At 35.9% G+C, this 13,070-nt stretch carries 13 protein-coding genes; 5 read left to right on the forward strand and 8 right to left on the reverse strand.

The window, feature by feature from the left end:
• Positions 1-619: 619 nt before the first annotated feature.
• The 3 genes from NAT50_RS06820 (at position 620) to NAT50_RS06830 (ending at position 2,201) form a co-directional block, all read left to right on the forward strand.
• Positions 620-1,039, forward strand: a complete 420-nt coding sequence (locus NAT50_RS06820) for a hypothetical protein (protein WP_250592474.1) — start codon at positions 620-622, stop codon at positions 1,037-1,039.
• Positions 997-1,368, forward strand: coding sequence for a hypothetical protein (locus NAT50_RS06825; protein ID WP_250592475.1), 372 nt, complete (start codon positions 997-999; stop codon positions 1,366-1,368). Before NAT50_RS06820 ends, NAT50_RS06825 begins: the two co-directional genes overlap by 43 nt.
• Positions 1,369-1,922: 554 nt before the next feature.
• Entirely contained in the window at positions 1,923-2,201 is a 279-nt protein-coding gene (locus NAT50_RS06830; protein WP_250592476.1) for a hypothetical protein, read from the forward strand.
• 32 nt (positions 2,202-2,233) lie between these two features.
• Here NAT50_RS06830 and NAT50_RS06835 read toward each other — a convergent pair whose 3' ends face one another.
• Both NAT50_RS06835 and NAT50_RS06840 read right to left on the reverse strand, forming a co-directional pair.
• On the reverse strand, positions 2,234-2,866 hold the full coding sequence (locus NAT50_RS06835) for a response regulator transcription factor (RefSeq protein ID WP_250592477.1): 633 nt from the start codon (positions 2,864-2,866) through the stop codon (positions 2,234-2,236).
• Positions 2,859-4,817 (reverse strand): tetratricopeptide repeat-containing sensor histidine kinase, encoded by a 1,959-nt coding sequence (locus NAT50_RS06840; RefSeq protein WP_250592478.1) that lies wholly within the window; start codon positions 4,815-4,817, stop codon positions 2,859-2,861. The genes NAT50_RS06835 and NAT50_RS06840 overlap by 8 nt, the downstream gene beginning before the upstream one ends.
• A 162-nt stretch (positions 4,818-4,979) precedes the next feature.
• Between NAT50_RS06840 and NAT50_RS06845 the strand changes: the two genes are divergently transcribed.
• Together NAT50_RS06845 and NAT50_RS06850 are read left to right on the forward strand one after the other, a co-directional pair.
• Complete coding sequence (locus NAT50_RS06845) at positions 4,980-5,450, forward strand: hypothetical protein (protein ID WP_250592479.1); 471 nt, start codon at positions 4,980-4,982, stop codon at positions 5,448-5,450.
• A 58-nt stretch (positions 5,451-5,508) separates the two neighbouring features.
• The gene (locus NAT50_RS06850; protein ID WP_250592480.1) at positions 5,509-6,516 is read left to right on the forward strand and encodes an OmpA family protein; all 1,008 of its coding nucleotides are present in this window, start codon (positions 5,509-5,511) and stop codon (positions 6,514-6,516) included.
• Positions 6,517-6,725: 209 nt separating this feature from the next.
• Here the strand turns inward: NAT50_RS06850 and NAT50_RS06855 are convergent, their stop codons facing one another.
• The 6 genes from NAT50_RS06855 to NAT50_RS06880 are packed head-to-tail and all read right to left on the reverse strand — an operon-like array spanning position 6,726 to position 13,056.
• A complete protein-coding gene (locus NAT50_RS06855) occupies positions 6,726-7,721 on the reverse strand; it encodes a glycosyltransferase family 2 protein (RefSeq protein ID WP_250592481.1) in 996 nt (331 codons plus the stop codon).
• On the reverse strand, positions 7,718-8,737 hold the full coding sequence (locus tag NAT50_RS06860; RefSeq protein ID WP_250592482.1) for a glycosyltransferase family 47 protein: 1,020 nt from the start codon (positions 8,735-8,737) through the stop codon (positions 7,718-7,720). The genes NAT50_RS06855 and NAT50_RS06860 overlap by 4 nt, the downstream gene beginning before the upstream one ends.
• Positions 8,730-9,557 (reverse strand): FkbM family methyltransferase, encoded by an 828-nt coding sequence (locus NAT50_RS06865; protein WP_250592483.1) that lies wholly within the window; start codon positions 9,555-9,557, stop codon positions 8,730-8,732. Before NAT50_RS06865 ends, NAT50_RS06860 begins: the two co-directional genes overlap by 8 nt.
• Before the next feature lie 3 nt (positions 9,558-9,560).
• Positions 9,561-11,078 (reverse strand): glycosyltransferase family 2 protein, encoded by a 1,518-nt coding sequence (locus NAT50_RS06870; RefSeq protein WP_250592484.1) that lies wholly within the window; start codon positions 11,076-11,078, stop codon positions 9,561-9,563.
• On the reverse strand, positions 11,075-12,217 hold the full coding sequence (locus tag NAT50_RS06875; RefSeq protein ID WP_250592485.1) for a glycosyltransferase family 4 protein: 1,143 nt from the start codon (positions 12,215-12,217) through the stop codon (positions 11,075-11,077). Before NAT50_RS06875 ends, NAT50_RS06870 begins: the two co-directional genes overlap by 4 nt.
• Complete coding sequence (locus NAT50_RS06880) at positions 12,214-13,056, reverse strand: hypothetical protein (RefSeq protein ID WP_317236675.1); 843 nt, start codon at positions 13,054-13,056, stop codon at positions 12,214-12,216. The genes NAT50_RS06875 and NAT50_RS06880 overlap by 4 nt, the downstream gene beginning before the upstream one ends.
• Positions 13,057-13,070: the final 14 nt, after the last annotated feature.

Genomic DNA, 13,070 nt, shown 5'->3' on the forward strand with positions numbered 1-13,070 from the left:
AACAACTTTCTGTATGCAAACTTACTTTCAAGTCTTTTTAAAAAATAGGACACCTTGTTTTTGCAATTGTATTGCTAATTTACTTCAACTTTTTACTGTTTTAACGCTAGAGAAAATTTGGTAGTTGTTGATAAAAATATTTGGAAAATTGTTTCCATTTTTAATGTTGGGATATGAGGTAATTTGTGGTGATAAGTCTTATTAGAGAATTGCAGATTTACCACAAAAGCCTCTAAATCTTATAATTTTTACTGTTGAAAACTTTTTTTGGACGACCTCCCTATTCCTGAAAAAAAATCGAACTTATTTATACTTCATTGTATTAGAGGATATATGGGATATGTACGGGATATGTATGGGATATGTATGGGACAATTACGAATTAACAATTACGAATTATGGGGTAAAGGTTGCAAGATTGAAGAATTAAAAACATAAGTGAAATTGGTTGTGTAGGTGATTTTTTAAGCGGTTATTATGTTACAAAATGAAACAAAATGGCACATTTGAGTGCAAACGGAACCTATTGTTTTTTTGATTGTAAAAGTCGTATTAGTTTTGAAATCGAATTCAGGGCCCGATTCAAAAATTTATTGTTTCATTTTTAATTTTTATTATTATGGCTAAGCAAAAGTCGTTTTTAAAAGTAGCGGGAACGCTAGATGGTCTCACTTTTTATAAAAGTGTAGATGGGCACTTGGTTCGTACCAAGGGTGGGGTTTCAAAAGGTAGAATCATGAATGATCCTGCCTACATCAGAACTCGTGAGAATATTGCAGAATTTGGCACTACAGCTCAGTCTGGAAAATTATTACGTAATGCCATTGGAACGATGCTGAACCGAGCAAAAGATCCTCGCATGAGTAGTCGTATGATAGGCATTTTGAGTAAAGTTCGACAATTGGATAGCAGTTCTGCAAGAGGTGAACGAGTAGTCAGCGAAGGATTATTGACTTTAAATGGCAAACAATTATTAAAAGGTTTTGATTTTAATAATTGTTTGCCTTACAAGCTGTATTTCATGCACCTTTCAATTTAGACACTCTAACTGGAGTTGTAACTATTGCAGATTTTGTTCCGTTAGATCAATTGCAGATTCCTGAAGGAACTTCTCACGTGTCTTTCCGTAGTGCTTTTATTAATTTGGATTTTGTTTCTGGCGAGTTTGACACACAGTATAGTACTGTTGTAAATACGGTACTTGATATGAATCCGACAACTATTACACTAACTCCAGCTGGAGTACCAACAGGTACTGGAACACAACTGTATTTGTTACTTATTGAATTTTTTCAAGAGGTTAATGGTGTACAATATCCGCTACGTAATGGAGCTTTTAATGTATTGAACTTAATTGATATTGTTTAATTTTGAGTAGCACTAAATTTAAAGAGCCTCAACAATTTGTTGGGGCTTTTTGTTTTATAACCACAAGGTACAAAGGCTTGCACTAAGCACACAGTGTTATTTTAAACAATTTGGAAAAAATAAGGGCAATTGTTTTCGCTTTGCTTAAAGATTGACCTACTTTGTAGGAGATTCCTACTTTGGCGGAATGACAAATTCAAGGGCAAGTTCAAAAAACAACTTGAAACTTGAAATCTAGCCAGAAGCTCAGCCGAACAGAACGAAGTTAAACCAGAAACGAAACTCATTCATTAGTTCTCGATACTTCGACAAAGCTCAGCACAGGCAAGCTCGAAGTGACAATTCTGAGAAAAAAATTCAAGATAACTCCTTAATTTAATTTTCATCATTTCTTACATTCTCCAATCTAAGTTCAAAAACAAAAATCAACAACTAAACATTAACCACATACAGCAAACAAAAAATCCGCTACCTCCACGTTTTGTTCTAGCAAATCCGTTTTATCCGCGTGCCACAAACCCAAAACCCAAAACCTAAAAAATACGTAATCATACATGTTTCAAAGAACACCTGAAAATACATCTGAATTAGTACTGAAAATCGAATTTAATAGTCGTGAAAAAGTAGGAAATCCTTTGTTTGATTCCTTTACTACGAATATTAAAAGTGGGGATGGAACTTTGGAGGTGGCTATTCCTTCGTTTGTTTCTACAAACATGATTGCTCCTATAGTGGAGCTACTCACTTTTAGGTATTTGCTTAAAGCTACTAATAATTTTATAGGTGAAACTTATAATATTGAGCAAAAACTACAAAGAGAAACAATTTGCTAAACGAATAAAAATAACATCCAATAATAACGGGTTTATATCAATTTATTTTCCGTAGCTATTTTGACCAATTCGATCATGTTTTTAGCCTTGAATTTTTGCAATAAATTTCTACGATGCGTTTCTACAGTAATAATAGAAATAAATAATTTTTCAGCAATTTCAGCTGATGTATTTCCTATGGCAATTGATTCCAATACCTGCTGTTCTCGCTTGGTCAGTCTCGGTAATTCAAAAGAGTTGGATGCGGTACATAACATAATTTCCTGAACTTCTTTGCTTAAAGCAATTCCTCCATTTATAGCATTATCAATACATTGAATGATTTCATCAGCATCTGCATTTTTTAAGATGTAGCCGTTTCCACCATTTTCCAAAAAACGAAATATAATACTGCGTTCTGCTTGATTACTAATTCCGATGACAATGGTTTTAGGCGATTTTTGTTTAATCAACTGACAAAAATTCAAACCACTTCCGTCACTTAAAACAATATCAAGTAAAACAATGTCGGTTTTATTTTCTTGAATAAAATCCAATGCCGATGATCCTTTTGTAAAAGCGAATATTCGAAATTTCTCTTCCTGATGCAATAGCGATTTTAATCCTTCCAATACCATTGGATGATCATCAACAATTACCAAATTCAAATCATCATTTTTATACATGGCATGCTACATTTATTGTGGTTCCTTTTCCTTCTTCCGACAAAATCTCTACCGTTCCATTCATAAGCGCAGCACGGTTTTTAATATTTTTTATGCCTAAACCATAAGCTACTTTAGTGGTGTCAAAACCAATTCCGTCATCTTCAATCGTCAGATTTAAGATGTTTTCGTGCTGACTAATTTGCACAATAACATTGTTTGCCTGAGCATATTTTATGATGTTACTGATGCTTTCTTGAACAATGCGGTACAAAGGCAATTGAACCTTAAAAGGGATGTTATCGGATAAATCAAAAGCTTCAAACTGAATGTGAAATTGTTTTTGGGACATGGATTCACAAAGTTCTTTCACTGCAATTTCCAATCCAAGGTTTTTCAAGGTTTCGGGCATTAGGTTTCGAGCAATACGACGCATTTCTACAATGGATTTATCGATCTTTTGCAATAACGCATCCGAATTTTGATCCTGTTTTTGAGAAATCGACATGCGAATGTTCGCAAGCATGCCTCCCATACTATCATGTAAGTCTTGTGCTATGCGTTGCCGTTCTTGCTCTTCGCCCTGCAAGACTGCTTTTGTAGCTTCGTATTTGCGTTCGTTTTCAATATGTAAAAGATCTTGCTGGTGGCTGATGCTGATTTGCTGGTTCAATTTCTTTTGATTCTTGTAGGTAAGATAAATTAAAAAAGCAATAATCAAACTCAACCCTAGGGCTATAGCTAAAATGGTTATCCGTAGATTTTTATTTTTGGCAATCAGCTCATTTTCTTTTTTTTCTTGCTTCAATGTATCAATCATCTGTTTTTTTTCAGCGGTTTGGTGTAAGATGTCAAGCTCATTCATCTTTTCCAATAATTTCTGCTGTTGCAAACTATCACTCAGAGCACTCGATTTCTTCATCCAATCATAAGCTTCTTTATAATTTCCCAATACATCATTTACCGCCGCCAATTGTGTGTAGGTAATTTTGCGGTTTACAGCTTCTTTACTTAAAATGTTTTCTTGTAAGATATGCTCTAACTGCATCTTAGCTTTATGATAATCTTTCTGCATCAGATAAACGTTATACGCCCGAAAATAAAGCATATGCAACAGTTTGCCTTGGTTCTTGCTTTTGGCTAATCTTGCTCCCTGATCCAAACTGATTAACGCTTTTTTAAAATCCTGTTTCGTAGTGTAATACATCGCCTCTTGGTAATAATAGTTGGCATAATGCTGCGAATTGGGATAGGGTGCAATAAGTTGCTTTGCTTTTTTAAGATATATCTCAGCAGACTTACTGTCGGGTTTGTAACAATAATTACTCACAAGATTGAGATACGTTATCAGGTGAACCGTTGTTGATTGGGGAATTTCATCAAGTTGCGCTAACGCTTTTTTATGATACTCTTCTGCTTTTTCGAACTGTCCTACCGACATAAAAGTCAAACCCAATTGGGTATAACTAAAGGCCAATAGTTCTTTGTTTTTACTTTTTTCACCCAATGGAATACAGCGCTCGGTTAGTGTTTTAACCATAAAATCGTAGCCTTTGCTTTCTACTTGCATGTAGGTGTAATTGTATAAAGATTTTATAAGAAAATCGATGTTTTTAGAACCTTTTTCTAAAGTATGTATCGCCTTTTCATAATATTGTAAAGCACGGGGTTTATCACCTTGATGCGAATAAAAAACACCCTGATAATAATCTAAAATACCTTCAGGTAATATCTTTTTTTTGGAGGATAGTACAGTGTTTAGTGCTTGCCTGCTTTTTAGACTATCGGTTTGGGACCAATATTCGGAAAGTAATAAATAATTATGCAAACGAATACTATCATTTGCATTGTTTTTAATTTCACTATTGATTTGTGTTAAATACTTTATTTCGTCTAAAGGAACAAGTTGCTGTGCTGTCAGCATAGTACTAAAGAAAAAAAGAGATAGAATAGCGAAAATAGTTCTGAACATAGCATTGCAATTAAAATGCAAATATCTAAATAAAAGTGTTTCATTTTTGCCCTTTCGAAAAAACCATGGTAAACCATTAGAAATAAAATCAAGGTTTTCGATGATTGTTCTAATTTCTCATTTTGTAGAATTTTGTATTTGAAAATAAATAACATTTACATTATGAAAAAACTAAGCACAAGAATGGCAGGTCTAGGAATTTTAGCGTTACTAACATTGGGGACCCTAACAACAAGCTGTAGTAACAGTGATGATAATGAGGGATTCGAACAACCAGCACAAGGCACTATTGATGCGGCTGTAGGAACGTATAAAGGAAGGTTATATACATCGCCTTCTAATCCTGGTGATGTACATGAATGGTTCGATGCCACTGTTATCGTAACAAAAGAAGGTGTTAATAAATTAAAAATTGTGCCCAAATCAGGCGAACCGTACTCTTTTGTTACTCCTAAAACCTTTACCGTAGAAACAGGCGCTTTTTTTGGTGAAAACACACAGGATATTGTTTCTTTATCAGGGAGCTTAGAAGGTTTTTTTCATTATTATGGTTCGAATCAAAACATCAATGTTAGCACAAATGAGCAATCCGCAACAGATATTTATTTTGATTTTGAAGGTGCAAAACAATAAATGGAATACTTTTTTTGATTCATACAACACTAAACTTTAGCCTACAAATAGTAAAAAAATGAAAAAAACAGCTTTTATTCTTGGATTAGCCGCCTTGATGGTTTCCTGTAATCAATCTGCGAAACAACAGGAGAGCACAGCAGATGCCACAGCAGTCACCTTGGAATCAAACGAAGTAAAAACAGAAGAAACAAATACCGCTGCTAATTTCAACATTGAAGATATTGCATTTTCTACTGCCGATATTGGCGATTTCCCTTTTATGCATCTTCCAAAAGGATTAGAAGCTCACAAAGGGGCTATTCAAAGAAAATTTGATGTTTGTTTCTTTCCAATCAAGGGGGTTATGACACCTTTTGAAGGCAAATTGTATAAAGCAAATATTTCCGCAGTGCGTGGCGAAGCATATTCGCAACGTTATTTCGAAAAAAGTATGGAAGATTATTTGCTTTCAGTCGGAGCGGTTAAGGTTTTTGATGGCGAAATCACCCGAGAAGAATACGACAATTACAACAAACAAGACCCTAATAAAGGAGATGCTGGAGACATGGGGTATTGGGACCAAAACATCAAGTTTTTTATTATTCGAACTAAGGACAAAGGGAATATTTATATCCAATTCACTTCGGATAATGCAGGAGGAATAGTAAATATTGTTCAGGAAGAAGCTTTTAAACAAACCATTACCCGCGTAACTTCCGATGCTATTGCGAAGGATTTGACTGAAAAAGGAAAATCGATTTTGTACATTAATTTCGATGTCGATAAATCCAATATTACGACTGATGGAAAGGAAATGGTCACACAAATTGCGGAAGCACTTCAAAAAGATAAAATGATAAAAATTTCGATTGAAGGCCATACGGACAATACAGGGAATGCGGTACACAACAAAAAACTATCTAATGCTCGGGCAAATGCGGTGATGAATGCTTTAATTACAGAAGGGATTGATAAAACTCGATTATCAGCTATAGGTTTTGGTTCGGAAAAACCTTTAGTGACCAACGATTCAGACGAAAATAAAGCTAAAAATCGTCGCGTTGAATTGGTAAAAGTTAATTAAAAATAAAAAGCTGTTTCTTGAAAATAAGGAGACAGCTTTTTTAAAACTTTTGAATAGGCTATTTTAAAAGTATTATAAGAAAAATAATCTATCTCCATCAGCGCTTCGCCCAAGCAGACACGTTTAATACGCGTTCCAACCCATTCAAAATTCAAAATTCGTTAATCACTATTCATAATTCCACAAAAATTAAAACCTGAAACTCGAAACTAAATCTTAGGCCTATCCCAAAACAAAGAACACCAACCTACGACTCTTCCTAACGTTTCTGTAAACGCCTCTTTCTTTTTTGAGGTAGTAATGATATTAGTAGCTCTGATTGCTGTCAATAAAAGTGTGATGGCGTGCCATTTCCATCGTGCCGAAAAAGAAGGATAGGGATATTTCACACGCCATACATACCAGCCGTTACGCACGACCATTTTTCCATAATGGTATTGATTTGGACGACCGGCGGGATCATGGTGGTGTTCTAATTGTGCTTGAGTACAAATTACATTGCTGCCGAACTGTAACGCCCGTATACTAAAATCGGCATCCTCATATAAACCGTATCCTTCGAAATATTTTGAAAATGAAATGGAATCCACCACTTTCTTTCTAAAAGACATTGACATTCCTATCAATAAATCCACTTCATAATTTTTTCCGGTTAAAGGATAACCACAAGTTCTGCCATGCGAATAGTCGGGCATTTTCCCCGGTAAAAGATTTGATTGTAACCCTAGATCGTTTCTTATCTTGTTCCTTAGCGCTTCTTTTACTACAAATCCTTCCAAAGTAAAAAACTCGTTTCTCTTGTACTTTTTAGAAGGATTTATTGGCACCCATTGGTTCTCATTTACAGCCACTCCTCCCACACCGGTTATTTTTTCATTGCTTTGAAACGCTGTAATAACCGCTTCAAAATAATTTGGCTTCAACACCGTATCGTCATCTAGAAAACAAACTACTTCACTGCTTGGGGCTACCCGGGCTATACCATAATTGCGTTGTTTCGTTAATCCTCTGTTCGACTCATCCACCTTGTAATAGGTCAAATGCACCATAGGATTGGCTTCTAACATCCTTTGTGTAGCGTCATCCGGCGAACCATCCACAATCAAAATTTCATCGGGGTATACCGTTTGTAACTTTACCGAAGCCAATAAATTCCCTAAAGCATGGGGACGTTTGTAAGTGCAAACAATTAGTGTAAATTTCATGATGACATTATTTCTTTTGAGATCGCAATAAAATAAGCTTTTCGGTTCAAAACCTCCTTTGCTAATTGACGATTACTTTCCTGAATCTTTTTCAATTCTTGCTCCGAATGTTGCTGGTGAAAATCCACAAGTTTTTCAATATAATTTTCTCTAGTTGCTAGCACACAATGTTGGTGCCATTGTATCCTGTCATGAAAGGGCAATCTAACATCCGTATCGATCAGTAAAGGAATTCGCCCCATCATTAAGGTCTCATAAAAGCGAACCGAAAAATTTCCTGAACCTCTCAAACAAAACGTATACAAATTCTTCTCTATATTCTGGTAAAAGGCTAAAGACGTTTTCCTTTTTTCTTCTTCGTTGGTTGCTCCAGCCCTATATTTATTTCGGTAAATAAAATCCGTCTGTACCCTACTCGATTCTTTAATTTTTTGCAACATTTGAAAACGAATGATGCTGGACGGAAAAAAAGATTGCCAATCGGTAGGATCTTTTTTCAAAAGACGGTTCAGACTTTGTTTACCATAAATCAAGAACTCCTTGAGCCATTTATTGAATGAACCTTCCGCATTTCCCACAAAGCCAATTGTTGGTTTTTCTGTCTTTGTTAAAGGAAACCAAGTACCTGTCAATAGCACTTCATACGGATCATTGATAAAAGAGGGCATTACATTAGTATTCGCATTCATCTTGCTGTGAAAACCACCCAGTCTAAACGTAGTCACCTCTTCAGATAAAGTCGTGCCAAAATCACCGCCACTGTATACCCAAACTTTTTTATGGGCTTCCTTGGCTGATTGAATAAATCTCTCCTCTTCTTTCTTTTGGCCATGCTTCAAATAATACCCTAAATCGATAGGTAATATCGCAACCTCAGCTTCTTCGAGGGTTGCTACTTGTTGAAAATGATTTCTTAGTTCTGCATCTTCGAGATAGCACCAATCAAAAAGCAAAGGAAAAATCCGTCTGCGATGCTCCGGTGTAATCTCTTGGGTAAGGGTATAGAATTTAAGCATGATTTCTTACATAAAGCGTATTAAACTTATCTCGTCGATAATCAGTGATTTGATTCAGTTTTTTACTCTCAAAATCATACTGATGAGGATAAAATCCTTTATCAACTAAAAATTTATGAATTAGTTCATCTTGAATTGAAAACTTAATCCCAGAATTATTCAACTCTATTAAAATATACTTTAATTTTTTGTTTTCTAACAAATCTTTTGCTCCTTGTAAAACAAACCATTCAAAGCCTTCAACATCTATTTTAATCATTGAGGGTTCCATCGATTTTAATGCCTCATCTAATTTTACTACTTCTATTTCTAGAGAAGCAATTGTTGCATCAAAAACAACACTATTCATCACTCCTCTCTGAGTAGAGAAATTTAAAATACCCTTTTCTGCCCCTACCCCTTTATTTAATGCACAAACTTTTAAATTATTTAATTCAATATTTTTTATCAATTTTTCATAGGTTGAAGGCACAGGTTCAAAAGCATAGACTTTGCACTTTTTCGAAGCCGCTAACATTGTAAAGTGCCCCACATTAGCCCCTACATCTATAAAAACATCCTTTTCTCCTAAGTTATCCAAAACAAATCTAGAATCCTCATAATCAAAAAGTTTAAAATAGATATTAGGCACTATTCCTGCATCCCCCCTCTGAGCCAAAAATTTCAACCCATTGATCCAATTATATATTCTAGGGCGATTGTTTATTTTTGCTGTTATATTAAAAAGCAAATACCTAAAAAGCGCTCCATAAGGATTCGTTTTCGTTAATGGATGTGTGTTAAATTTTAAAAATCTGTTTTTTATTTTCCTTAGGAGCATTTCTTATAATGTTTTAACCCAATATTCACTTTGTTGCCATTGTTTCTGAAAACTTGAAAATTTCCAAATTTTATATTTATGAGTTTTAAAAAACAATCGTATTTTATATCCTAAAATTTGATGTTTTGTACTGAATTTTTGTTTTACAAACATAATAGTAGGAGAAGGTTTTGGCTGGATGCTTTCATTACTCCAAGGATGAACAAATTTTGTCCTAAACCCTCCTATTGGAGCTTTAAGATGTAAGATTTTAAGATCCGGGATGTAAATCACATCCACCCCTTTATTCCTCAACTGCAAACCAAATTCAGTATCCTCCCCATAACCAAATTCTAATTTAAGATTGAATCGGATAAACTTTAAAACATTAGAGTTTACAAAAGCATTTCCAGATCCAAAAATAGTCGTTTGGCTGATATGAAAATATTTTTGGACTTCTGATTTTACAGGATAATAGGTTATAATCGCTTGTACCTCTAATTGTCTTAAATTAAGAATCGCATTTTTAAGTAAATTAGAATCAAATCTGTTGTCATCATCATTTAAAAAACACCACTTACTTTCTACCCATTCTAATGCTCTATTTCTAGCCTGACAGGCACCGGTTTGATGGGTAAAAATATGCCGAATCGAAAAAGGCCATGACTCGCTCTCTAAATAATCTAGTTCTGAAACACTGCCTTCTTGTGGATTTTGTTCTACTATAATCACATTTTTGGGCAGATGGGTCTGTACACTCAAATCCTTTAGCACATCCCTTAGATACGTTTTTCTTCCAATGGTGGGAATGATGACGTCTATCGTTTCTTGCTCCCAATCTATCGTTATTGGGTTATGATCAAATGACAAGGCTTCATCAGAAGTGCTTCCTTGTTTCTTAAAAAAAGACAATACCCAAGCCGCTAAAGGGAATTTCTTATCATAGATACCCATACTCAACACTAGAAAATGCTTCCATACCCATTTGTAATGCTGAGCTACAAAGGAAAACAATTCCACCGCATTGGCTTTAGGAAAGGATAATGAAAGCATCGGATCCTTTAAAAGTTGAGGCTCTGAATAGCAGAACATCCCCAACGGTTGATACTGTTTCGCTACAGCACTCAAAACCCAATCAAAATGTTCCCTTTTTTCCCAAAATGATTTTGATATCTTTAAAATAGTACTCGAATGTATTGCTCCTACCACGCTACTCATTTGCCAAGTAGGATAGTGAACCTTTTTATTGACCTTAATATAGGGAGATTCTTCAATATACCCTATGGCATCCGGGAAAAAATTCCCCGAAGGATTGAATGAATACATATACCGATTGTGCGGAAAAGCCCTTACAATAAAATCAAAATCTACTTGAGCATACAACTCCTTGTAACACCAAACTACTATTTTGTCTGGAAAGTACTCCGCTACTTTGTAAAGGCTAAATGCCATAGGCTTTCCTAGACATTCCGTCTTTACCTTTTCGTGCTCAACGCCGACTATATCGGTAACTGTTGAAAAATTGTGAAGTAGTACAATCATAGTATTGTTTTGTAAAACCGAATATTTTCCTTTACTATTTTTTGGATATCAAATCTCTGTGTTACAAAGGTATTTGCTGCCACTCCCATTTCTCTGCATAATGCCTCCTCTTTTAGCAATGTAATAATCCGATGCGCATACTCCTCATGATGCGAAGGATGTACTAGAAAACCACTCTTCCCGTCTTCCATCAATTCTTGGGCCCACCCCAAACTGCTGTTCACCACCGGTTTTTGCATTGCCATCGATTCGATGGTCACCATCCCCAAGGTTTCTGCATAAGTAGGAAAGACGCAAACATTTGCTTTCTTCATATACTCTTGCACCTCGTTATACGGTATTTTCCCTAGATAAGTAACATAGGCTCGGTCTTCTTCGTTACACTGTTGTTCTACCAATTCCCAAGTAGAAGCGCTGCCGCTTTGAATGTCGGCTGAATCACTTCCTACCAACACCAATCGAGCCTCTGGACATTGTTTTCTGACCAGATTAAAAATGGAAGGGAGCTCCAAAACACCTTTTTTTCTGATTATCGTTCCTATGTATAGGATCAGTCCTTTTTCAAAATACTCTGGTTTTTCATTTTGAAATTGTGTCAAATCCAATCCATAATGAATGGTTTTTACCTGTTGTTCAGACAGTCCAAACAATTTTGCCGAAACTTCCCCTGCATATTTTGTGGGAGCTATATATGCCTGAGCCCTCCGAACCGCTATGGTTTCAAACCAGCGGTTTTTCCATTTTTGGTGGCGTTGCTCCAAATGACAAAAATACGTATCACTTCCATGAAAACGAATCACCAAGGGGACTTTAAACCGCATAAAAGCAGTAATTCCTGTCCAATCCGGTGCTTCGATCAAATCGATCCCTTCTTTTTGTATCACCTTATTTGTATAGTTTTGGAGGTATTTTCGATAGAAAAACCATTTGCCGAATCGGTATTTTTTATCTGCTATCAAATGGAATACGATTCCTTTTTCTTCAAAAACAACATCACGGGATTGCCCATACACTAAAACCGTTACCTGAACCCCTTGCGCCACCAAAGCCTCGGCTAGGTTTTTTATACTAGTCCCTAAACCGGCGGCGTGCTTCACTTCAGGATGAGGGTATTCGGGTGTAAGAAAAGCTATTTTCATTTCTTCTTCAACAAATCATTAATAATTATTTCCGTGAACTTTCTTGCCCCCCTATCATTCAAATGCCCACAGGAAGAAAAGTATTCATCACCTTGTACCGCTTGTTCGTATTCCCTGATTTCAGGATACAACTGCTTTACTTTGCTAAAATACTCCATCCCTTCCGTATTCTCACACATCGGTGTGGTAACCGCAATCAATTGGATGTTGTTTTTTCGGCAAATATCTTTAATCTCTTCGTAATAGCGGTTTCGCAGAGGGCGCAGTGCCTTAATATTGTTTTTCATGTTCCCTTTACTAGTATTGGGCAGTGGGTAATAGCCTTGATTCTTCAGGAACACCGTAGGCTGCTGTGTTGCGGTTTTCCATAAGGCTCTAAAGCCTATGCGATTGTCAAACTCGATATAGCGATAAAACGGGATGTAATAGAGTTGGTTAAAATCCGGTTCCTTGTAGTAATGCTCCCGAATGGTTTCGGAACGGTGTAAAAAAGGCATCATCCATGCACTGGTTCCGGGATCTCTTTTTTCGTTGGATAAATTCAAATCGGTTTCCAAGAGGATCTGTTTGATGTCCCAACCGCGTTCCACCATCAATTTCAGTAACAACGACGCTTCGAATAAGTGCGAGCCACTCATCCCATAATTAAAGGTTTTCAAGCCTTGTTGTTCGAATAATTCCGGCACAAAATGATTGTTTGCTCTTGACGTTCCTAAAATAATCACATCATAATTTTGAGGTTTCGAATTAATAACCTTTTCGACCTTATTTCGATTTTCAGACGCTGCAAAAACAGTCGTATACACAAAATCCAAAGCGACTGCCACGAGCAAAAGCAAGAGCAAAATTTTTG

It is taken from the genome of Flavobacterium luminosum (genome assembly GCF_023635005.1).
GTDB classification, from domain to species: domain Bacteria; phylum Bacteroidota; class Bacteroidia; order Flavobacteriales; family Flavobacteriaceae; genus Flavobacterium; species Flavobacterium luminosum.